Below are 21,786 nucleotides of genomic sequence, written 5' to 3' on the forward strand. Positions count from 1 at the left end.
GCGGAGCGCGGCGGCGGAGGCCTCCGAGCCGACCGAAGCGACCGGTCACGGCGAGGCGACCGAGCCCGCCGAGGCGATCCTGCCCGCCGAAGCCCCCGAACCGGCCGAAGCCCCCGCCCCTGGCGAAGCCCCCGAACCGAGCGAGGCGACCGAGTCCCCCGAGGCCTCCGCGCCCGGCGAAGCAGCCCTGCCCACCGAAGCCAACCCCGGAGACGACGACACCCCCGACGACACCCCCGAGGACACCACCTTCACCCTCGACCGGTCCCCCGATCTCACCTCCGACGAGGCCCTCGAGGCGGCACTGGAGGCGCTCCTGCTCGTCGTCGACTCGCCTGCCAGTGAGGAGTCGCTCGCCGAGGCGGTGGACCAGTCGGTCTCGCGCGTGGCGCAGACCCTGCGCACCATGTCCGAACGCCTCACCGCCCGGGGCAGCGGCATCGACCTGCGACGCGTCGGCGAGGGGTGGCGGTTCTTCACCCGGGACACCTACGCCCCCTTCGTCGAGAAGCTCCTCCTCGACGGCCAGCGTTCCAAGCTCACGCGCGCCGCGCTGGAGACGCTCGCCGTCATCGCCTACCGCCAGCCCGTCACGCGCTCGCGCGTCGCGGCCGTGCGGGGCGTCAACGTCGACGGCGTGATCCGCACCCTCCTCGCCCGCGGTCTGATCGAGGAGGCCGGAACCGACCCGGAGACGGGTGGCACCCTGTATGTCACCACAGAATTGTTCCTCGAGCGGCTCGGGCTCGCGTCGTTGCACGACCTGCCCCCGATCGCCCCGTTGCTACCGGAAGTGGACGCGATCGATGACATCTGACGAATCACCCGAAGGCGTGCGCCTGCAGAAGGTGCTGGCCAAGGCGGGCGTCGCCTCGCGGCGCGCCGCCGAGGAACTGATCGTGCAGGGCCGGGTGAGCGTCGACGGCAAGACCGTGCGGGAACTCGGCCGCCGCGTGGACCCCGACAAGGCGGTCATCCACGTCGACGGCACGCGCGTGATCCTGCGCGAGGACCTCGTCTACTACGCCCTCAACAAACCCAAGGGCGTGCACAGCACCATGGACGACGAGCAGGGCCGCCCCTGCGTCGGCGACTACGTGCGCGACCGCGCCGAGCGGCTGTTCCACGTGGGCCGCCTGGACGCCGAGACCGAGGGCCTGCTGCTGCTCACCAACGACGGCGACCTCGCGCACCGCCTGATGCACCCCTCCTACCACGTGCCCAAGACCTACCTCGCCGAGGTCGACGGCCTCGTCGCGCGCGGCCTCGGCAAACAGCTGCGCGCGGGCGTCGAGCTGGAGGACGGGCCGGTCAAGGTCGACGCGTTCCGGGTCAAGGACATGCAGGCCGGGCGCTCGCTGGTCGAGGTCGTGCTGCACGAGGGGCGCAAGCACATCGTGCGGCGGCTGCTGGCCGAGGTGGGCCACCCGGTCCGCAGCCTCGTGCGCACGGCGGTCGGCGAGGTGCAGCTCGGCAGCCAGAAGCCCGGCACCCTGCGCCGCCTGACCCGCCAGGAGGTCGGCAGCCTCTACCGCGCGGTCAACCTCTGACGGTGCCCGCCGCTACCATCGCCGGGTGACTTCCACCGAAACCGAGGCACTCGGCGTCCTGCGGCGCGTCTTCGGCTACGACTCCTTCCGGGGTGAGCAGGAGGCGATCGTCGAGCACGTCATCGGCGGCGGCGACGCCCTCGTGCTGATGCCGACCGGCGGCGGGAAGTCGCTGTGCTACCAGATCCCGTCGCTGGTGCGCCCCGGCGTCGGCGTGGTGATCTCGCCGCTCATCGCGCTCATGCAGGACCAGGTGGACGCGTTGCGCGCGCTGGGCGTGCGGGCCGGGTTCCTGAACTCGACGCAGGACCACCAGCAGCGCCGCGAGGTCGAGCAGGCGTTCCTCGCCGGTGAGCTGGACCTGCTCTACCTCGCGCCCGAGCGGCTGCGGCTGGAGTCGACCGCCGAGCTGCTCGGCCGGGGCAAGGTCGCGTTGTTCGCCATCGACGAGGCGCACTGCGTCTCCCAGTGGGGGCACGACTTCCGGCCGGACTACCTCGCGTTGTCCGAGCTGCACGAGCGCTGGCCGGACATCCCGCGCATCGCGCTGACGGCCACCGCGACGAAGGCGACGCACGCGGAGATCGCCACGCGGCTGAACCTCACCGAGGCGCGGCACTTCGTGGCGAGCTTCGACCGGCCCAACATCCAGTACCGGATCGTGCCGAAGAACAGCCCGCAGAAGCAGCTGCTGGAGCTGTTGCGCACCGAGCACGCGGGGGACTCGGGCATCGTCTACTGCCTGTCGCGCGCGTCGGTGGAGAAGACGGCGGACTTCCTGGTGCAGAACGGGATCCCGGCGCTGCCGTACCACGCGGGGCTGGATTCCCGGACGCGTGCGGCCAACCAGGCGCGGTTCCTGCGCGAGGACGGGCTGGTCGTCGTCGCGACCATCGCGTTCGGCATGGGGATCGACAAGCCGGACGTGCGGTTCGTGGCGCACCTCGACCTGCCGAAGTCCGTGGAGGGCTACTACCAGGAGACGGGTCGCGCGGGCCGGGACGGGCTGCCGTCGACCGCGTGGCTGGCGTACGGGCTGCAGGACGTCGTGCAGCAGCGCAAGATGATCGACACCTCCGAGGGCGACGCGGCGCACCGCCGTCGGCTGAGCACGCACCTCGACGCGATGCTGGCGCTGTGCGAAACCGTCGAGTGCCGCCGCGTGCAGCTGCTGAACTACTTCGGGCAGTCCGGTGAGCCGTGCGGCAACTGCGACACGTGCCTGGCGCCGCCGGAATCGTGGGACGGCACGGTGGCCGCGCAGAAACTACTGTCCACTGTGTACCGGCTGCAGCACGAGCGGCGGCAGAAGTTCGGTGCGGGGCAGATCATCGACATCCTGCTCGGCAAGCGCACCCCGAAGGTCACGCAGCACCGGCACGACGAGCTGACCGTGTTCGGCGTCGGCGCGGAGCTGGGCGAGGGCGAGTGGCGCGGGGTCATCCGGCAGCTGCTGGCGCAGGGCCTGCTCGCCGTGGAGGGCGACTACGGCACGCTGGTGCTCACCGAGGCGAGCGGCGAGGTGCTGGGCCGCAAACGCGAGGTGCGCCTGCGCCGCGAGGTGAAGCGCGAACGCGCCCCGCGCGAGGCGAAGCCGAAGACCGCCGCCGCGGACATGCCCGCCGAGGCGGCGCCGCTGTTCGAGAGGCTGCGGGAATGGCGTGCAGTGACGGCGAAGGACCAGGGTATCCCGGCGTACGTCGTCTTCCACGACGCGACCCTGCGGCAGATCGCGACCCAGCGGCCGTCGACCCTCGCCGAGCTCGGCGGGGTCAGCGGCGTGGGGGAGAACAAGCTCGCCCGGTACGGCGAGCAGATCCTCGAGGTGCTCGCGGCGGAGTGAGGCTCAGCCGCCGTACGGGCGGGTGATGATCTCCAGCTGGTGGTTGTCGGGACTGGCCCAGTAGACGCCGCGGCCGCCGTCGTTGTGGTTGATCTCGCCCGCCTGCCTGCGGAACGGATCGGCCCAGTACTCCAGGCCCCTGCTGGTGATCCGCTCGAAGATGCGGTCGAACTCGTCCTCGCTGACGAGGAACGCGTAGTGCTGCGGGTGCACCGGCCCGTCGACCTCGACCACGTCGAGCGAGACCTCGTTGTCCGTCTGCAGGACGAGGAACGGCCCGTACGGCTTCGGTTCCGGCAGGCCCAGGATCTCCGCGAAGAACGTGGCGGTGGCCCGCCGGTCGGTGGCCTCGACGATCGTGTGGTTCAACTGCACGGACATGACGCGGCTCCTTCCGGTCTCCTCCTGCCGATCGTCCTCTCCCGCGGCGGCCGGGGCTAGCTCGCCGTCGCGGTCTCCGTGCGCGTCGCCTTGCGTTGGAGCGCCTTGGCGATCGGCTCCACGATGCGGGCCGCCGTCGGGCCGAGGATCGCCATCAGCAGGACGTACGCCGTGGCCAGTGCCGCCAGTTCGTCGGTCACCGCGCCCGCCGTCACCGCCAGGCCCGCGATCACGATCGAGAACTCGCCCCGCGCCACCAGCGCCGCACCGGCCCTGGCGCGGCCCAGCTTCCCGACCCCCTGGCGCCGGGCGGCCCACCAGCCCGTGGCCACCTTCGTGGCCGTCGTGACGACCGCCAGCACCACCGCCCAGCCCAGCACGGGCGGGATCGACGCGGGGTTGGTGTTGAGCCCGAACACCACGAAGAACACCGCGGCGAACAGGTCCCGCAGCGGCTCCAGCAGGTGCGTGGCGTTCTCGGCCGTGGACCCGGAGATCGCGATGCCCAGCAGGAACGCGCCCACCGCGGCCGACACCTGCATCGCCGACGCGAGCCCCGCCACGAGCAGCGCCGCGCCCAGCACCTTGAGCAGGAACACCTCGCGGTCGTCGGAGTCGACGATCGCCGAGACGTAGCGGCCGAACTTCAGCGCGATCACCAGCACCACGGTGATCACGAGCAGCGAGATGCCCACCGCCTCCATGCCGCCGAGCAGGCTCACGCCCCCGAGCACGGCGGTGAGGATCGGCAGGTACAGCGCCATGGCCAGGTCCTCGAACACCAGGATCGACAGCACGACCGGCGTCTCCCGGTTACCGAGCCGCCCGAGGTCGCCGAGGACCTTCGCGATGATGCCGGAGGAGGAGATGTAGGTGACGCCCGCCATCACCATCGCGCCCACCACACCCCAGCCCAGCAGCAGCGCGACGAGTGCCCCCGGCGCGGCGTTCAGGACGATGTCCAGCAGGCCGGCCAGCCACGAGCGCTTGAGGCCGGTGAACAGCTCGGCCGCCGAGTACTCCAGCCCCAGCAGCAACAGCAGCAGCACGACGCCGATCTCGCTGGCGAGGTGCGTGAAACCGCCGATGTCCTGCAGCGGGATGAGCCCGCCCTGGCCGAAGGCGAGTCCGCCCAGCAGGTACAGCGGGATGGGCGACATGCCGACGCGCCCGGCGAGCCTGCCGAGCACGCCGAGTGCGAAGAAGACGGCGCCGAGTTCGATGAGGGAGAGCGCGGTGTGGTCCATTTATCCGTTCTTCAGGATCTTCTGGGCGTTCTCGAGGCCTTCGGCGGTGCCGACGGCCACGAGCAGGTCGCCCGCGGTGAACGTGAACTCCGGGGTGGGGGACGGGTGCACCTGCCCGGCGCGCATCACCGCGACGACGGACACGCCGGTGCGCGTGCGCAGCGCGGTGTCACCGAGCGTCCTGCCGTCGAAGGGCGCGTTCGCCTTGATCGGCAGCTGCCGCGTGTTGATGCCGGGCACCTCGCGGTGCTCCTCGGTCAGCTGCGCGACGAGCTGGGGCGCGCCCAGCAGGTTCGCCAGCGCGCCCGCCTCGTCGACGGTCAGCGGCAGCGACGCGAGGCAGGCGTCGGGGTCGTCGGACTTGGACACGATCAGCTCGATCTGCCCGTCGCGGTGCGTCACCACGCCCACCCGCCGGCCGTTGCGGATGGCGAAGTCCTTGCGCACCCCGATGCCGGGGAGGGGAGTCACTTCCACGTTCACGCCTACCCACGCTACCTGTTTTGCCCGTTTCGGCCCGGTGGGGGGAAGCAGCCGCCAGCCAGGCAGAATGGCAGGCGGTGTGCAACGGCTTCGGGAGGCGAGGAGAGCAGTGGGAGCGGGAGCCCTACGGGGAGTGGTCGCGCTGGACGGTCCGTCCGGGACCGGGAAGACCACGGTCGCGCGCAAGCTCGCCCAGCGCCTGAGTGCCGGTTACCTCGACACCGGGGCGATGTACCGGGTGATCACGCTCGCCGTCCTGCGCGCGGGCGTGGACCCGGCCGACGCCGCGGCCGTGACGGCGGTGGCGAAGGACACCGAGTTCAGCGTCGGCACCGACCCGGAGCGGCCGAGCGTCGCACTGGGCGCGGAGGACGTGTCGGCCGCGATCCGCGGCAACGACATCAACCACGCCGTGTCGCCGGTGTCGGCCGTGCCCGCCGTGCGGGAGCTGCTGGTCGCCCGGCAGCGCCGGATCATCGACGAGGTGCTGGCCGTCGTCGGTGGCATCGTCGTCGAGGGCAGGGACATCGGCACGGTCGTCGCGCCGGACGCCCCGCTCAAGGTCTTCCTCACCGCCTCGCCCGAGGTCCGCGCCGCGCGCCGCAGCGCGCAGGACACCGCCGCCGGCCGGGAGAGCAGCCAGGCCGACGCCCGCGCCTCGGTGGACCGGCGCGACCGGCTGGACTCCAGCCGCGCCGCGTCGCCGCTGCGGCCCGCCGAGGACGCCGTGCACCTGGACACCTCGGAACTGGAGATCGACCAGGTGATCGTCGCGCTGCGGGAGCTGGCGGACCACCGCGGGCTGCTCGACTGCGCCGCGGAGGCCACGCGGTGAGTGCCACGGGCCTGCCCGAAGGCGCGTCCGGCAGGCTGCACGACTTCAGCCGGGCGCTGGGCAAGGTGCTGTTCCGGCCCGCCTACCGGATCCGGATCCGCGGGCTGGAGCGCGTGCCGCGCACCGGCGGGGTGCTGCTCGTCGCCAACCACAGCTCGATGGTCGAACCGCAGCTCATCTTCGGAATGCTGCCGCGGCGCTCGGTGTTCCTCGTCAAGGAGGAGATGTTCTCAGGGGCCGTGGGGTGGTTCCTCCGGCGGATCGGCCAGGTGCCGGTCCGCCGGGGTGAACCCGACCGGGCGCCGCTGCTGACGTTGTCGCGGATCCTGCGCGAAGGCGGGCTCGTCGGGGTGTTCCCCGAGGGCACGCGGGGCGACGGGGACGTGACGACGGCCGAGCGCGGCGCGGCGTGGCTCCTGCGGGGCGCGGACGCCGTGGTGCTGCCCGTCGCGGTCCGCGGCACGCGACGGCCGCCGGGCAGCGGGCGCCGCTTCCGGCCCCGGGTGGACGTGCTGGTCGGGGAGCCGTTCCGGCTCGACGTCGGCAAGGGCCGTACCGGGCTGACCGAAGCCACCGAAAGGGTGCGCGGCGAACTCGCCGCGCTCGTGCGCGAGCTGGACGACCAGCGGGCGCGGACAGAGAAAGCGAAGGCATGACAGAGGTAGACGGGGCCGACGGCTCCTGGTCGGACGAGGCCGAGTTCGCCGCGCTCGACGCGCAGGTCGAGGACGCGGCGGCCGACGAGGAAACGCTGCTGGCCCAGCCGGTGCTGGCGGTGGTCGGCCGTCCCAACGTGGGCAAGTCCACGCTGGTCAACCGCATCCTGGGGCGGCGCGAGGCCGTCGTGCAGGACGTGCCGGGCGTGACGCGGGACCGCGTGGCCTACGACGCGCTGTGGAACGGCCGCCGGTTCACCGTGGTCGACACGGGTGGCTGGGAGCCGGGCGCGAGCGGGCTGCAGGGCGCGGTCGCGGCGCAGGCGGAGCTGGCCATGGCCACCGCGGACGCGGTGCTGCTCGTCGTGGACGCCTCGGTCGGGGCGACCACGACGGACGAGGCGGTCGCCAAGGTGCTGCGCCGGTCCAAGCGGCCGGTGCTGCTGGCGGCGAACAAGGTCGACGACAACCGGCTGATGCCCGACGTGGCGTCGCTGTGGTCGCTGGGCCTCGGTGAGCCGATGCCGGTCAGCGCGCTGCACGGCCGCAGCTCGGGCGACCTGCTCGACGCGATCGTCAAGGCGCTGCCGGAAGCGCCGCGGGACGGCGAGCGCACGGCGGGGCCGCGGCGCGTGGCGCTCGTCGGCAAGCCGAACGTGGGCAAGTCGAGCCTGCTCAACAAGCTCACCGGCGAGGAGCGCTCGGTCGTCGACTCGGTGGCGGGCACGACCGTCGACCCGGTGGACTCGCTCGTCGAGCTGGACGGGCAGACGTGGCGGTTCGTGGACACCGCGGGCCTGCGCAAGCGCGTGCACACCGCGAGCGGCACCGAGTACTACGCGTCGCTGCGCACGAAGGCCGCGATCGACTCGGCCGAGGTCGCGATCGTGCTGCTGGACGCGAGCGAACCACTGTCCGAACAGGACCTGCGGGTGCTGACCATGGTCGTCGAGGCCGGGCGCGCGTGCGTGCTGGCGTTCAACAAGTGGGACCTCGTCGACGAGGACCGGCGGCACCAGCTGGAGCGGGAACTGGACCGCGGGCTGGTGCGCGTGCCGTGGGCGCAGCGGGTCAACATCTCCGCGCTCACCGGGCGTTCGGTGCGCAAGCTCGCCCCGGCGCTGCGCACGGCGCTGGAGTCGTGGGACCGCCGCGTGTCCACCGGGCAGCTCAACAGCTGGCTCTCGGAGCTGATCGCGGCCACCCCGCCGCCCGTGCGGGGCGGCAAGCAGCCGAAGGTGCTGTTCGCGACGCAGGCCGCGATCCGGCCGCCGACGCTCGTGTTGTTCACCACCGGCTTCCTGGAGGCGGGCTACCGCCGCTTCATCGAGCGGAAGTTCCGCGAGCGCTTCGGTTTCGAGGGCAGCCCGGTGCGGATCAACGTCCGCGTGCGCGAGAAGAAGGCCCGCGGCAAGAAGGGCAAGTGACCGCCCCGCGATCTTGCGTTCACCTTCCGGTAAACTGGACGGTCGCACCGGGCGCCTCACCGCAGGAGAGCAAGCCCGACTTGTTCCGAAAGGTGAGTGACGGGCCTTGCTGCCTGCGCTGGAAACGTCCCTGCCCGCCCTCGACACCCGGCCGAAAGCGCTGTTCCGCACAGGCCTGCCCGCCGCCGAGCGCACCCTGCTCGACGTCTTCGCCGAGACCGTCGCGCGCCACCCCGGCGCCGACGCCCTCGACGACGGGCAGCGGATGCTCAGCTACCGCAGGCTCGCCGAGGAGGTCGACGCGCTGCGGCAGCGGCTCGCGGACGCCGGGGTCGGCGTCGGTGACCGGGTCGGCGTGCGGATCTCGTCCGGCACCGCCGAGCTGTACGTCGCGATCCTGGCCGTGCTCGCCGCGGGCGCGGCGTACGTGCCGGTGGACGCCGACGACCCGGACGAGCGCGCGGAGCTGGTGTTCGGCGAGGCCGGGGTGTGCGCTGTGCTCACCGACGGCGGCACGCTGACCCGCCACGCCGCGCCGTCCGGCGCGCCGGGCGTTCCCGGCCCCGCGGACGACGCGTGGATCATCTTCACCTCCGGTTCGACGGGCAAGCCGAAGGGCGTGGCGGTACCGCACTCCGCGGCGGCTGCGTTCGTCGACGCCGAGGCCGGGTTGTTCCTGGCCGACGAGCCGATCGGGCCCGGGGACCGGGTGCTGGCGGGGCTGTCGGTCGCGTTCGACGCCTCGTGCGAGGAGATGTGGCTGGCGTGGCGGCACGGCGCGTGCCTGGTGCCCGCGCCGCGGTCGCTCGTGCGCACCGGCGTGGACCTGGGGCCGTGGCTGGTGGCGCAGGGCATCACGATCGTCTCGACCGTGCCGACGCTGGCCGCGCTGTGGCCGGCCGAGGCACTGGAGGACGTGCGGCTGCTGATCTTCGGCGGCGAGGCGTGCCCGCCGGAGCTGGCCGAACGCGTCGCCGTCGAGGGCCGCGAGGTGTGGAACACCTACGGCCCGACCGAGGCGACCGTCGTCGCGTGTGCCGCGCCGCTGACCGGTGACGGTCCGGTGCGGATCGGGCTGCCGCTGCTGGGCTGGCAGCTCGCCGTGGTGGACGAGCACGACGAGCCGGTCCCGATGGGGGAGACCGGGCAGCTCGTGATCGGCGGCGCCGGGCTGGCCCGCTACCTGGACCCGGTGAAGGACGCCGAGAAGTACGCGCCGCTGCCCGCGCTGGGCTGGTCCCGCGCGTACCGCAGCGGTGACGTCGTGCGGGCGGAGCCGGAGGGGCTGCTGTTCCTCGGCCGCGCGGACGAGCAGGTCAAACTCGGCGGCCGCCGGATCGAGCTGGGCGAGGTGGACGCCGCGCTGCAAGCGCTTCCCGGTGTCGCCGGTGCCGCGGCCGCGATCCGGAAGACCAAGGCGGGCAACCAGATCCTCGTCGGGTACGTGGTGCCGTCCGGAGAGTTCGACGCCGACGCCGCCACCGCGTCGCTGCGGGACCGCCTGCCCGCCGCGCTCGTGCCGCTGCTGGCGGTGGTGGACGGGCTGCCGACGCGGACCTCGGGCAAGGTTGACAGGGCCGCGCTGCCGTGGCCGTTGTCCACTGTGGACGCTGATGGGCTGTCGGCGACCGAGCGCTGGCTCGCCGAGGGCTGGTCGGAGATCCTGGGCGTGTCGCCCGCCGACGCCGAAGCCGACTTCTTCACGCACGGTGGTGGCAGTCTCACCGCCGCGCAGCTGATCGCGCGCATCCGGACGCGGCACCCGCAGGTGTCCGTGAGCGACATCTACCAGCACCCGACGCTGGGCGGCCTCGCCGCGCTGCTGGACGGGCTCGGCGAGACCGAGACCGCCCGCCGCGAGATCCGGGCGACGCCCCGTCGCGCGGGTGTCGTGCAGGCGTTGCTGATGGTGCCGTTGCTGATGCTCGTGGGGTTGCGCTGGACCACCATCGCCGCCGCACTGTCCACTGTGCTCTCCGCGACGGGTGCCGCGTGGGCGCCGTCCGTGCCGTGGTGGTCGCTGGTGGCCGCGTGGCTCGTGCTGTTCAGCCCGGCCGGGCGGATCGGGATCACGGCCGGCGGGGCGCGGCTGCTGCTGCGCGGGCTCCGGCCCGGCAGCTACCCCCGTGGTGGCAGTGTCCACTTGCGACTGTGGGCGGCGGAGAAGCTGGCCGAGTTCAGCGGCGCGGCCGGGATCTCCGGTGCCTCCTGGATGACGCACTACGCGAAGGCGCTGGGCGCGAAGATCGCCGACGACGTGGACCTGCACTCGCCGCCGCCGGTGACGGGCCTGCTCAAGCTCGGCCGGGGTGCGGCGATCGAGCCCGAGGTGGACCTGTCCGGGCACTGGGTCGACGGCGATCTCGTGCACATCGGCAAGATCCGCGTCGGCGCGGGGGCCAGGGTCGGCGCGCGGAGCACGCTGTTCCCCGGCTCCCGGATCGGCAAGGGCGCGGAGATCGCGGCGGGCTCGACCGTGCGGGGCGCCGTGCCCGCGGGGCAGCGCTGGGCGGGCTCGCCCGCGGTGCGCAGCGGCAAGGGCGCGCTGCGCTGGCCGTCGAGCCGCCCGCCGCGGTCGCGGCGCTGGGCCTGGACGTACGAGGCGACGTCGGTGCTGCTGGGCCTGCTGCCCGCGGCCGCGGCGGTACCGGGGATCGCGCTGGTGGCCTGGGCCGCGCCGTCCGTGGGCGCGATGCTCGCGGTCACCCCGCTCGCGACCGTCGCGTACTTCGTCACCTACGCGCTGCTGGTGCTGGCCGGCGTGCGCGCGCTCGGAGTCGGCATGGTCGAGGGCTACCACCCCGTGCACGGGCGGCTCGCGTGGCAGGTGTGGGCGACCGAGCGGCTGATGGACCTGGCGCGCACGGCGTTGTTCCCGCTGTACGCCAGCCTGTTCACCCCGGTGTGGCTGCGCCTGCTCGGCGCGAAGGTCGGCCGGGACGCCGAGATCTCGACCGTGCTGGCGCTGCCGAAGATGACCAAGGTCGACGACGGGGCGTTCCTGGCCGACGACACGATGGTCGCGAGCTACGAACTCGGGCACGGCTGGCTGCACGTCGCGCCCGCGCGCATCGGCAAGCAGGCGTTCCTCGGCAACTCCGGGATCACCGCGCCCGGGCGCGCGGTGCCCAAGCGCGGGCTGGTGGGCGTGCTGTCGTCCGCGCCGCGCAAGGCGAAGAAGGGCTCGTCGTACCTCGGCATGCCGCCGATGCCGCTGCGGCGCGCGGTGGAGGTCGCCGACTCCAGCCGCACCTACCGGCCGCCGCGGAAGCTGAAGCTCGCCCGGGCCGCGGTCGAGCTGTGCCGGATCGTGCCGGTGATGTGCGCCGTCGCGCTGGTCGTGCTGGTGCTCACGGGGCTCGGCTGGGCGTGGACGACCGCCGGGCTGTGGGCCGCCGTGCTGGCCGCGCCGGTGCTGCTGCTGGGCGCGGGACTGGTCGCGGCGGGGCTCGCGACCGCCGCGAAGTGGTTGCTGGTGGGCCGTTTCCGTACGGTCGACCACCCGCTGTGGAGCTCGTTCGTGTGGCGCAACGAGCTGGCCGACACGTTCGTCGAGGCGCTGGCGGTGCCGTGGCTCGTCGGCTGGCTCGGCGGCACCCCGCTGCTGCCGCTGTGGCTGCGCACGATGGGCGCGCGGATCGGGCGCGGGGTGTGGCTGGAGACGTACTGGCTGCCGGAGGCGGACCTGGTCCGGCTCGGCGACGGCGCGACGGTCAACCGCGGTTGTGTCGTGCAGACGCACCTGTTCCACGATCGGATCATGAGCATGAGCGAGGTGACCCTCGCCGAGGGCGCGACCCTCGGCCCGCACGGCATCGTCCTGCCCGGCGCGAGCATCGGTGCGCGGACCACGATCGGCCCGGGGTCACTGGTGACGCGTGGGGACGCGGTGCCCGCCGACACGCGCTGGCTCGGGAACCCGATCTCGGCGTGGTGAGGGCGGCGCTGCCCTCGCACGGCAACGAGGGCTACCGGGTCGGGCACTACGACCTCGAACTGGACTACAAGATCGGGCCGAACCGGCTGTCGGCGCGGGCGAAGCTGGCCGCCTTCGCGCCGGAGCCGTTGTCCCGCTTCACACTCGACCTTTCCGGGTTCAAGGTCGCCGGGGTGCACGTCGACGGCCGGGCCGCGAAGTTCTCCCGTAGCGGGACGAAGCTGAGCGTGAAGCCAGCGCGGCCGGTGCACGGCGAGTTCACCGTGGAGATCCGGTATTCGGGCAACCCGAAGCCCGTCGGCGGCCGCTGGGGCGACATCGGCTGGGACGAGCTGACCGACGGGGTGCTGGTGGCGAGCCAGCCGATCGGGGCGCCGTCGTGGTTCCCGTGCAACGACCACCCGTCGGACAAGGCGTCGTACCGGGTCTCGGTGACGACGTCCTCGGCGTACGCGGTGCTGGTGACCGGTGACCTGGTGTCGCGGCGGGGCGGGGCCAGTACGACGACTTGGGTGTACGAGCGCCGCGAGCCGACGGCGACGTATCTGATGAGTGTCCAAATCGGACGGTACGAGGACCTGGCTTTCCCGGAGTCGCAACGGCTGGCCGTGCCGCGCTCGCTCGTCCCCGCGGCGCGTTACGACTTCGCGCGGCAGCCGGAGATGGCCGCGTTGTTCTCGCGGCTGTTCGGGCCGTACCCGTTCAGCGAGTACGTCGTCGTCGTGACCGAGGACGAGCTGGAGGACCCCGTCGAGGCACAGGGGATGGCGGTCTTCGGCAGCAACCACGTCGACGGGAAGCGGGGTTTCGAACGGCTGGTGGCGCACGAGCTGGCGCACCAGTGGTTCGGCAACAGCCTGACGATCGGGGACTGGCGGCACATCTGGCTCAACGAGGGCTTCGCGACGTACGCGGAGTGGTTGTGGTCGGCGGAGTCCGGTGGGCCGTCGACGGACGCCCTCGCCGCGCAGTGGCGGAAGCGGGTGGCCTCGCTGCCCGAGGACCTCGTGCTCGCCGACCCGGGCGAGGCGAACCTGTTCGACGAGCGCGTGTACAAGCGGGGTGCGCTGGCGCTGCACGCCCTGCGGGGGCTCGTCGGGGACGCCGCGTTCTTCGCCGTGCTGCGGTCGTGGGCCGAGGAACACCGGCACGGCACCGTGACGACGGAGGAGTTCCTGGCGCACGCTTCGGCCGTGGCCGGGCAGCCGCTGGGGGACTGGTTCAACGCTTGGCTGGCCTCTCCTGTGTTGCCAGGCTGAGCGACCGCTAGTTCGGCTCTCCGAGCGGCGTCGTCGTGAAGGGGCCGCCCACGTAGCGCGCCGCGTCGCCCGTGGGGGCGGGGTCGGTGATCTCCGCGGCGAACTTCTCGGCGTCGTCGAGGGGGCGGTAGCCCAGGGCCTCCGCCTCGGCGAGGGAGTAGATGCGGCGCGTGTTCGCCGAAACACCCCACACCACGCGGTAGCCCGGCGAAGGGCACGTCAGGCACGCCTCGAACAACCGACCCGCGTCGTCCGGGGACAGCCACGTCGACAGGCCCCGCACACCCGGCGGCCGCTCGAAACACGAACCGATCCGCACGCAGATCACGTCCATCCCGAACCGCGAGTGGTACAGGCTGCCCAGCGCCTCGATCGCCGCCTTGCTCACGCCGTAGAACGTGTCCGGCCGCGGCGTCGAGTCCGCGGGCAGCGCCTCCGTCACCCGCCGGAAACCCACGGCGTGGTTGCTCGACGCCAGCACCACCCGGGACACCCCCGCCCGCTGCGCCGCGTCGAGCACCACCTGCGAGCCGTTGATGTTCACGTCCAGCGTCTCGGCCCACGAGTTCTCGCGGCTGTGCCCGCCCAGGTGGATCACCGCGTCCACGTCACGGCACGCCTCCGCCATCACACCGGCGTCGGTGACCGAACCCGTCAGCACCTCGTCGGTGCCCTCGGGCTCCGGCGCGGTGATGTCCAGCAGCCGCAGCACCCGGTCCGGCCGGCGGAGCCGAGGACGCAGCAGGGTGGCGACGCCACCGGCGGCGCCCGTGATCAGTACGCGCATGCTGCTCCTCTCAACGGATCCCGGCGCGGCGCAGCTGCCGCCCCAGCTCGGCCGCGGTCTCGGCCAGCAGTTCCCCCACCCGCATCGCCTCGTCGTCGGTGACCTGGCCGACGGGGATCGAGCAGCTCATCGCGTCCGTGGCCGGGATGCGGTACGGCACCACCGCCGCGACGCAGCGCACCCCGGGCGTGCCTTCCTCGGTCTCCGAGGCGAAGCCGCGCTCCCGCGTCAGCTCGCACTCGGCCAGCAGGTCGTCGAGGTCGGTGATCGTCCGCGGCGTGAGCGCGGGCAGCTCGCCCGGCAGCAGCCCGGCGATCTCCTCCGGCGTCAGCTCCGCCAGCAGCGCCTTGCCCAGCGCCGTCGCGTACGCGGGCAGCGTGCGTCCCACCCGGGACACCAGGTGCGTGGAGTTCCGGGACTCGCGCGTCTCCAGGTACACGACCTCGGCGCTGTTGCGACGCGCGTAGTGGGCGGTGAACCCGGTGCGCTCCCGCACCGATTCCAGCGCCTCCGTCGCGTACGGGATCGCCGGGTCGCGGTCCAGGTACGCCGTGCCGCAGATCAGCGCCTGCACGCCCAGCCGGTACCGGGCCGTCGCCGGATCGGCTTCGAGCCAGCCGGCCTCGTACAGCGTCCGCAGCAGCCCGTGCAGGCTGGAGCGGGGAAAACCCGTCCTCGCGTGCAGGTCCGACAGCGACAGCCAGGCGTCCTCCGCGGCGAACGTCTCCAGGAGCTCGACCGTGCGCCGGGCCGACTTCACGCCCGCCTGCTCACCCCCGAGTGCGGCTGGTTCCGCCATGCGTCCCCTCCGTTGACTTGTAACCCGCGTCATACTAGCGTTTCCGGACGGCATTCGCATCAGCGAACTCGTTCAGGAATGTGAACCACGGGAGGCCGGATGAGGGTCGTCGCCTACGCCTACCCGTGGGACGTCACCACGCCCGGATTCCTCGACCGCGCACGGGAACTGGGCGTGGACGAAGTCGCTGTGGCGGTCTCGTACCACTCAGCGCGGGCCGCCACGCCGTGGTCTCGCACGGGCAGTGCGGTACATGCGCGGCACGCCGCCTTCTACCGGCCGGTGCGCGAAGGCGTGTGGGGCAGGCTCGTGCCCGCGACGCCGGACTGGGTCGATTCGCCGGACAGCGCGGGCGAAGCCGTCGCACTGCTCGCCGACGCCGGGATCCACGCCGCCGCGTGGCTCGTGCTGACGCACAACTCACTGCTGGGAGAGCGCTTTCCCGAACTGACCGTGCGCAACTGTTTCGGGGAGCGGTACCCGTGGGCGCTGTGCCCCTCGCACGAGGAAGTGCGGGCGTACGCTGCCACGCTCGTCGAGGAGGCGTTGGCCGGGCTGCCCGTGTCGTCGGTGATCCTCGAAGCGTGTGGTCAGCTCGGCGTCGTACACCAGTGCCAGCACGAGAAAACCGACGCCGTGTGGTCGCCGGCGGTCGCGCGGCTGCTGTCGGTGTGCTGCTGTGAGGCGTGCGGGGTCGATCCCGGCTTCCGCGAGGAGGTCCTCCGCCTGATCGCCTCCGGCGACCTGACGGCCACCGAGGAACCGCCGTCGGAACTGCTGGCAGCGCGGCACAAGGCCACCGACGCCCTGCGGCACGCCGTGCTGGAGCGCGTCGACGCCCCGGTCGCGCTGCACGGCGACCTCGACCCGTGGGCGACCGGCGCGCTGCCCGGGCTGACGCCGACGGCCGCCGACGAGGTCGCGACCGTCGTGCTGCCGTGCTGGCAACCCGGCGAGCGGCTCGTCGCCACCGCGAAGTCTCGGTTACCGTCGTCAGTGGGAATCGGCGCGTACGTGACCGCGTTGGGGCCGTCGCCGGACCTGCACGCGTATGCCGGGAGGCTGCGCGAGGCCGGCGCCGGGGAGCTGCACCTGTACCACCTCGGACTCGCCGGGCCCGCCCGGTGGCACGAGCTGCGAGGCGCCGTGGCCGCAGCCACGCGCTAGGAAGGGAAGCATGGACACCGAGAAGACCGAACTGGACCGCATCCTGGCCGCCGCCGCGCAGGCCGCGCCGCAGCTGGCGGAGACGACCCCGGCCCAGCGGGCGCAGTGGCTCGCCGCGGTCGCCGACGCGCTCGACGCCGCCGGTCCGGAGCTGGTCCCGCTCGCCGCGCGCGAGACGCACCTGCCCGAGGTGCCCCGCCTGAAGGGCGAGCTGGCGCGCACCACCTTCCAGCTCCGGCTGTTCGGGGAAGTCCTGCGGGACGGCGCGTTCCTCGGCGCGACGGTGGACCACGCCGACCCGGACTGGCCGATGGGCCCGCGCCCCGACATCCGCCGCACCGTCGTGCCGATCGGGCCGACGCTGGTGTTCGCGGCGAGCAACTTCCCGTTCGCGTTCAGCGTCGCCGGTGGTGACACGGCCTCGGCGCTCGCCGCCGGGTGTCCGGTCGTGCTCAAGGCGCACCCGGGTCACCCCGAGCTGTCGGAGAAGACCGGCCGGATCGTGCGCGACGCCCTGCTGGCCGCGGGGGCACCGGAGGGCACGTTCGACGTGATCTTCGGCGTCGAGCCCGGCGTGACGGCTTTGAAGGACCCGCGCATCGCGGCGGCGTCGTTCACGGGCTCGGTGCCCGGCGGGCGCGCGTTGTTCGACATCGCGGTGTCCCGGCCGACGCCGATCCCGTTCTACGGCGAACTGGGCAGCGTCAACCCGGTCGTCGTCACGCCCGGCGCGGTGCGGGAGCGCGGGGAACAGGTCGCGAAGGGCTACGTCGGCTCGTTCACCCTGGGCGGCGGGCAGTTCTGCACCAAGCCCGGCCTGCTGTTCCTGCCCGAGGGCCACGGTCTGGAGGGCACGCTCACCGAGGCGGCGCAGGCCGTCGCGGCGCAGACCCTGCTGAACGAGCGCATCGGCGAGAGCTACCAGTCCGGTGTGGCGCGGCTGAAGGAGCAGGCTGGCGTCACCGTGCTCGCGGCCGGGGACCCGTTCGCGCCGACGCTGCTGTCCGTCAAGGCCGGCGACTTCCTCAAGGCCGACGAGGTGCTGCGCAACGAGTGCTTCGGCCCGTCGTCGATCGTCGTGACCTACTCGGACCAGGCCGAGTTGCTGCGCGTGCTCGGCGAGCTGGAGCCGGGGCTGACCGCGACGCTGCAGGCGGAGGAGTCCGAGGTCGAGGACGTCCGCCCGCTGCTGCCAGCGCTGACGCGGCTGGCCGGGCGGCTGCTGTGGAACGACTGGCCCACGGGCGTGACGGTCAGCTGGGCGCAGCAGCACGGCGGCCCTTACCCGGCGACGACGGCACCCACCACGACGTCGGTCGGCACGGCCGCGATCGAGCGGTTCCTGCGGCCGGTGGCGTGGCAGGGCTTCCCGGACGCGCTGCTGCCGCCCCCGTTGCAGGAGGCCAACCCCTGGCAGCTGCCGCGCCGTGTCGACGGCAAGCGCTGAGGGTTTCCGCGAAAGCCCGTGTCAGACTGTCCTCATGGGAATCGTCTCACCGGGCTTTCGCGGCCGCCGCCGTGACGAAAGCGTCGAACTGCCCCCGGGGCAGTACCTGACCGAGGACTTCCCGGTGCTCTCGATCGGCCCCACGCCGCGGGTGTCCACCGAGACCTGGGAGTTCACGGTCACCGCCGAGGACGGCACCGTGCACCAGTGGAACTGGCAGGAGTTCCTCGAGCTCCCCAGCGAGACCCCGACGGTCGACATCCACTGCGTCACCAAGTGGTCGAAGCTGGGCACGCGGTGGCGCGGGGTGTCGGTCGACACGCTGCTGGAGGACGTGGACACCGCGGCGGACTACGTGGTGGCGCACTCCTACGACGGCTACACCACGAACCTGCCGCTGGAGGACCTCCTCGACGGCCGCGCGTGGGTGGCCTACGAGTTCGACGGTGACGCGCTGGAGCCCGAGCACGGCGGCCCGGCGCGGCTGCTGGTGCCGCACCTGTACTTCTGGAAGTCCGCGAAGTGGGTGCACAACCTCGAACTGACCCTGTCCGACGAGCCCGGCTTCTGGGAGGCCGGCGGCTACCACAACTACGGGGACCCATGGCGAGAGCAGCGGTACCAGGGCGACTGAGCTGGCGCGTCGCGCGCCTGGCCGAGGTCAGGGACGAGACGCCGACGGCACGCACCCTCGTGCTCGACGTGCCGGGCTGGCCGGGGCACCTGGCGGGGCAGCACGCCGATGTCCGCCTCACCGCGGAGGACGGCTACACTGCCCAGCGCAGCTACTCGATCGCGTCGCCCGCGGACGGCGAGCGGGTCGAGCTGACCGTGCAGCGGGTCGAGGACGGCGAGGTTTCGCCGTACCTGACGGACGTGTTCTCCGTCGGTGATCCGGTGGAGGTGCGGGGGCCGATCGGCGGCTGGTTCGTGTGGCGGCCGGCCGATCCGGCGCCGGTGCTGCTCGTCGCGGGCGGCTCGGGGATCGTCCCGCTGATGGCGATGATCCGCGCCCGCCGGGCCGAGGGCGCGCGCACCCCGTTCCGGCTGCTGTACTCGGTGCGCTCACCCCGTGAGGTCTTCTACGCCGAAGAGCTGCGGGCGGCCGCGCTCAGCGGGGTCGAAGTGTCCTTTGTGTACACGCGGGAGGCGCCGGAGGGCTGGGCGGGGGAGCCGCACCGGATCGGCGTCGCGGACCTGAACAGCCACGGCTGGCCCGCGTCCTTCGAACCGGCGTGCTTCGTCTGCGGCCCGACGGGTTTCGTCGAGGCGGTGGCGGACATCCTGCTGGCACTGGGCCACGACCCGCGCCGCGTGAAGACGGAACGCTTCGGACCCACGGGCTGAAGCCGGGCGCCGCACTGTCGCGGCGATCGGCCTCGCGCGCCGGGCGCAGGCCTGCGCCCGGCGCGATTCCTAGGCGGGGTCGAGGCGGCCGGTCGCCGTCCCGCGCCCGCTGGGACGGCACGGCTCCGCGCGGGGCTGAGCCCGGGCGGCAGATCCAGCCTGGCGATCAGGCTTCGCCGACGACCCGCCCGCCGCGGTCGCCGTGATCAGGGCTTCGCCGCGGCCTGTGTCCCCGGCGCGGCGATCGCCCGGGACAGCTCACCCGCGTCCCACGCGTGCTCCGGCAGGTCGAGGCGCTCCGAGGCCCGGAAGCCGTCCATGGCCACGTACACGTGCCGCCGCCACATCGACGGGGCGACGTGCCGGGTGGCCTCGGCGAGGTGGCCGCCCGCCCACAGCACCAGGAACAGATCGGCGCCCGTGACGTCCCGGCGCACGACTCCCGCCTCCTGCGCCCGCCCCAGAACCCGTTGCGCCAGCACGCAAATCTCGTCGTGCGCGGCCTCGATGCGATCGTCACCTGAGAACCGCCGCGCCAGGAAGTCGCCGAACGCCCGGTCCCCGGCCTGGGCCTCGCAGAGGACTTCGAGCAGGCCGCTGAACGCCGCCCACGGGTCCTCCAGAGCAGCCGCGGCCTCCACCTCGTCGAGCACGTCGCGCAGCTTCGGTTCGAGCACCGCGCACAGCAGGTCCAGGCGCGTCGGGAAGTGCCGGTAGAGCGTGCCGACCACCAGCCCGGCGTCCCTGGCGATGCCGTCGAGCGGGGCCTCCGCGCCTCGTTCGGCGAACGCGCGCCGCGCGCACTCGAGCAGCCTTTGACGGTTGCGGTGCGCGTCCCGGCGGGCGGGCGTCGGCGTTTCCCTGGCAGGCACGGAGTCCACCCTAACAAGATGTGAGATGTCTCAACTTTGAGACAACCCTCATCTTCCGCGAAGATGAGAGCACTCTCATTTTCCCGCATCGAAGGAGTGGCATGGCGAAGCTCGACGGGAAGGTCGCGGTGATCACCGGCGCGACGTCCGGGCTGGCACTGGCGACGGCGAAGTTGTTCGTCGCCGAGGGCGCGCACGTGGTCATCACCGGACGGCGCCAGGACCGGCTGGACGCGGCGGTGGCCGCGATCGGGCACGACGTGAGCGCGGTAGCCGGCGACGTCGGCGAGCTCGCCGACCTGGCCCGCCTCGCCGACGTCGTGGCGGCCGGACCGGGCCGGGTCGATGTGCTCGTCGCGAGCGCCGGTGCCTGGACGTGGGGTGAGCGCTTCACCGACGTGACCGAGGAGTCGTTCGACGCCGTGTTCGGAACGAACGTGCGCGGCACGTTCTTCACCGTGCAGAAACTGCTGCCGCTGCTGTCCGACGGCGCCTCGGTCGTGCTCATCGGGTCGGGTGCCGCGGAGAAGGGCGACGCGGGGACGACCGTCTACGCCGCGAGCAAGGCGGCGCTGCGGTCGTTCGCCCGCACCTGGACGACCGAGCTGAAGGACCGCGGCATCCGCGTCAACGTGCTGAGCCCCGCCGCGATCGAAACCCCGGCGTTCGCGGACCTCCCGCCGGGGTTCAAGGAGCGGATCGCCGCGCGGGTCCCCGTCGGCCGCCTCGGCCACGAGCACGAGATCGCCACCGCGGCCCTGTTCCTCGCGTCCGCGGATTCGAGCTTCGTGACCGGGATCGACCTCCCCGTCGACGGCGGGATCGGCCAGGTCTGAAGCCGCGAGTGCGTCAGCGCCGGTTGTACAGCCGCATCGTCCAGGTGCCGAACACCGCGACCAGCACCGCCGAGGCGATGAGCGTCCACAGCACCGCGCCGCCGTCCCACGTGCCCGCCATCGCGCCCCGCACCGCCGCGACGAGGTGCGTGATCGGGTTGACCTCCACGAACGCCTGCAGCCAGCCCGGCATCGTCTTCGGGTCGACGAACACGTTGGACAGGAACGTGAGCGGGAACAGCACCATCATGCTCACGCCCATCACCGACTTCTCGGTGCGCAGCAGCAGCCCGAACATCGTCCACAGCCACGAGAACGCGAACGAGAACACCACCAGCAGCGCCACCCCGCCCAGGACGCCGAGCACCCCGCCGCCGGGCCGGAACCCCAGGACCAGCCCCAGCACGAGGATCACCGCGGAGGCGATCGTGTAGCGCACGAGGTCCCCGAGGATCGCGCCGACGAGCGCGGCCGGGCGCCACACCGGCAGCGTCCTGATCCGGTCGAACACGCCCTTTTCGATGTCGATGTTCACGCCGACGCCGGTGTACATCGTGATCATCACGACGCTCATCACCAGCACGCCCGGCAGCAGGTACTGCAGGTACTGCGTGGTGGACCCGGCCAGGGCGCCGCCGAACAGGTACGTGAACATCAGCGTCATCATGATCGGGAACGCCGTCACGTCGAACAGCTGCTCCGGCACGTGCTTGATCTTGAGCATCGCGCGCCAGCCGAACGCCAGCGAGGCCGACAGCGCACTGGGCGGCTCGGGCTGGTCGCCGCCCGCGAGCACGGCGTCGAGCGCCGCCGCGGACGGGGTGTACGAAGTGGACTGTCCAGTCGCCGTGCTCACGCCGCCCTACCTTTCAGGGATGTCCGCGGTCCGCGAGGATCGGCGGATGCAGGTGGA

20 protein-coding genes are annotated in these 21,786 nt (G+C 72.7%); 13 read left to right on the plus strand and 7 right to left on the minus strand.

Going from position 1 to position 21,786, the window contains the following annotated elements:
* From scpB to recQ, 3 genes are all read left to right on the plus strand, one after another.
* Nucleotides 1-817, plus strand: an 817-nt coding sequence (gene scpB / locus ABFX51_RS07205) for an SMC-Scp complex subunit ScpB (RefSeq protein WP_428832445.1), incomplete at its 5' end; no start/stop codon positions are given.
* Nucleotides 807-1,550 carry a pseudouridine synthase gene (locus ABFX51_RS07210; RefSeq protein WP_091512115.1) on the plus strand — a complete coding sequence of 248 codons (744 nt, stop codon included), beginning with the start codon at nucleotides 807-809 and terminating at the stop codon, nucleotides 1,548-1,550. The genes scpB and ABFX51_RS07210, both read left to right, overlap by 11 nt.
* 25 nt (nucleotides 1,551-1,575) lie before the next feature.
* Nucleotides 1,576-3,393: a DNA helicase RecQ gene (recQ, locus tag ABFX51_RS07215; protein WP_346052933.1), complete on the plus strand. Its 1,818-nt coding sequence runs from the start codon at nucleotides 1,576-1,578 to the stop codon at nucleotides 3,391-3,393.
* Nucleotides 3,394-3,396: 3 nt separating this feature from the next.
* Here the strand turns inward: recQ and ABFX51_RS07220 are convergent, their stop codons facing one another.
* The 3 genes from ABFX51_RS07220 to ABFX51_RS07230 are packed head-to-tail and all read right to left on the minus strand — an operon-like array spanning nucleotide 3,397 to nucleotide 5,504.
* Nucleotides 3,397-3,774: a VOC family protein gene (locus ABFX51_RS07220; protein WP_346052935.1), complete on the minus strand. Its 378-nt coding sequence runs from the start codon at nucleotides 3,772-3,774 to the stop codon at nucleotides 3,397-3,399.
* A 56-nt stretch (nucleotides 3,775-3,830) separates the two neighbouring features.
* On the minus strand, nucleotides 3,831-5,021 hold the full coding sequence (locus ABFX51_RS07225; protein WP_346052937.1) for a cation:proton antiporter: 1,191 nt from the start codon (nucleotides 5,019-5,021) through the stop codon (nucleotides 3,831-3,833).
* Entirely contained in the window at nucleotides 5,022-5,504 is a 483-nt protein-coding gene (locus tag ABFX51_RS07230; RefSeq protein WP_091512124.1) for a cation:proton antiporter regulatory subunit, read from the minus strand.
* Nucleotides 5,505-5,637: 133 nt separating this feature from the next.
* On the opposite strand from ABFX51_RS07230, the gene cmk reads away from it, so the two are divergent.
* The 5 genes from cmk to ABFX51_RS07255 all read left to right on the plus strand — a co-directional run bounded on the left by cmk (nucleotide 5,638) and on the right by ABFX51_RS07255 (nucleotide 13,618).
* Nucleotides 5,638-6,339 (plus strand): (d)CMP kinase, encoded by a 702-nt coding sequence (gene cmk / locus ABFX51_RS07235; RefSeq protein WP_091512126.1) that lies wholly within the window; start codon nucleotides 5,638-5,640, stop codon nucleotides 6,337-6,339.
* The gene (locus ABFX51_RS07240) at nucleotides 6,336-6,995 is read left to right on the plus strand and encodes a lysophospholipid acyltransferase family protein (protein WP_346052939.1); all 660 of its coding nucleotides are present in this window, start codon (nucleotides 6,336-6,338) and stop codon (nucleotides 6,993-6,995) included. Before cmk ends, ABFX51_RS07240 begins: the two co-directional genes overlap by 4 nt.
* Complete coding sequence (der, locus tag ABFX51_RS07245; protein ID WP_346052941.1) at nucleotides 6,992-8,422, plus strand: ribosome biogenesis GTPase Der; 1,431 nt, start codon at nucleotides 6,992-6,994, stop codon at nucleotides 8,420-8,422. The genes ABFX51_RS07240 and der overlap by 4 nt, the downstream gene beginning before the upstream one ends.
* A 106-nt stretch (nucleotides 8,423-8,528) precedes the next feature.
* Complete coding sequence (locus tag ABFX51_RS07250) at nucleotides 8,529-12,359, plus strand: Pls/PosA family non-ribosomal peptide synthetase (protein WP_346052943.1); 3,831 nt, start codon at nucleotides 8,529-8,531, stop codon at nucleotides 12,357-12,359.
* Nucleotides 12,353-13,618, plus strand: a complete 1,266-nt coding sequence (locus ABFX51_RS07255; RefSeq protein ID WP_245783237.1) for a M1 family metallopeptidase — start codon at nucleotides 12,353-12,355, stop codon at nucleotides 13,616-13,618. The genes ABFX51_RS07250 and ABFX51_RS07255 overlap by 7 nt, the downstream gene beginning before the upstream one ends.
* A gap of 7 nt (nucleotides 13,619-13,625) precedes the next feature.
* Here the strand turns inward: ABFX51_RS07255 and ABFX51_RS07260 are convergent, their stop codons facing one another.
* Together ABFX51_RS07260 and ABFX51_RS07265 are read right to left on the minus strand one after the other, a co-directional pair.
* Nucleotides 13,626-14,405, minus strand: coding sequence for an NAD-dependent epimerase/dehydratase family protein (locus ABFX51_RS07260; protein ID WP_091512133.1), 780 nt, complete (start codon nucleotides 14,403-14,405; stop codon nucleotides 13,626-13,628).
* Nucleotides 14,406-14,415: 10 nt separating this feature from the next.
* On the minus strand, nucleotides 14,416-15,204 hold the full coding sequence (locus tag ABFX51_RS07265) for an IclR family transcriptional regulator (RefSeq protein WP_091512136.1): 789 nt from the start codon (nucleotides 15,202-15,204) through the stop codon (nucleotides 14,416-14,418).
* A 99-nt stretch (nucleotides 15,205-15,303) separates the two neighbouring features.
* Here ABFX51_RS07265 and ABFX51_RS07270 point away from each other — a divergent pair, with 99 nt between their 5' ends.
* From ABFX51_RS07270 to ABFX51_RS07285, 4 genes are read left to right on the plus strand one after another with little or no spacing between them, the layout of a single operon-like run.
* On the plus strand, nucleotides 15,304-16,371 hold the full coding sequence (locus ABFX51_RS07270; protein ID WP_346052946.1) for a hypothetical protein: 1,068 nt from the start codon (nucleotides 15,304-15,306) through the stop codon (nucleotides 16,369-16,371).
* 10 nt (nucleotides 16,372-16,381) lie between these two features.
* Nucleotides 16,382-17,818 (plus strand): aldehyde dehydrogenase (NADP(+)), encoded by a 1,437-nt coding sequence (locus tag ABFX51_RS07275; RefSeq protein WP_346052948.1) that lies wholly within the window; start codon nucleotides 16,382-16,384, stop codon nucleotides 17,816-17,818.
* A gap of 34 nt (nucleotides 17,819-17,852) precedes the next feature.
* Nucleotides 17,853-18,452 carry a sulfite oxidase-like oxidoreductase gene (locus tag ABFX51_RS07280; RefSeq protein WP_346052950.1) on the plus strand — a complete coding sequence of 200 codons (600 nt, stop codon included), beginning with the start codon at nucleotides 17,853-17,855 and terminating at the stop codon, nucleotides 18,450-18,452.
* A complete protein-coding gene (locus tag ABFX51_RS07285) occupies nucleotides 18,422-19,165 on the plus strand; it encodes a ferredoxin reductase (RefSeq protein WP_346052951.1) in 744 nt (247 codons plus the stop codon). The genes ABFX51_RS07280 and ABFX51_RS07285 overlap by 31 nt, the downstream gene beginning before the upstream one ends.
* A gap of 206 nt (nucleotides 19,166-19,371) precedes the next feature.
* On the opposite strand, the gene ABFX51_RS07290 is transcribed toward ABFX51_RS07285, so the two are convergent.
* Entirely contained in the window at nucleotides 19,372-20,037 is a 666-nt protein-coding gene (locus ABFX51_RS07290) for a TetR/AcrR family transcriptional regulator (RefSeq protein ID WP_346052953.1), read from the minus strand.
* A gap of 101 nt (nucleotides 20,038-20,138) precedes the next feature.
* Here ABFX51_RS07290 and ABFX51_RS07295 point away from each other — a divergent pair, with 101 nt between their 5' ends.
* Complete coding sequence (locus ABFX51_RS07295; RefSeq protein ID WP_346052955.1) at nucleotides 20,139-20,873, plus strand: SDR family oxidoreductase; 735 nt, start codon at nucleotides 20,139-20,141, stop codon at nucleotides 20,871-20,873.
* Between the two features lie 13 nt (nucleotides 20,874-20,886).
* Here ABFX51_RS07295 and ABFX51_RS07300 read toward each other — a convergent pair whose 3' ends face one another.
* A complete protein-coding gene (locus tag ABFX51_RS07300) occupies nucleotides 20,887-21,729 on the minus strand; it encodes an ABC transporter permease (protein WP_428832446.1) in 843 nt (280 codons plus the stop codon).
* Between the last annotated feature and the right edge of the window lie 57 nt (nucleotides 21,730-21,786).

It is taken from the genome of Amycolatopsis dongchuanensis (assembly GCF_039542405.1).
Taxonomy (GTDB): Bacteria; Actinomycetota; Actinomycetes; order Mycobacteriales; family Pseudonocardiaceae; genus Amycolatopsis_E; species Amycolatopsis_E sacchari.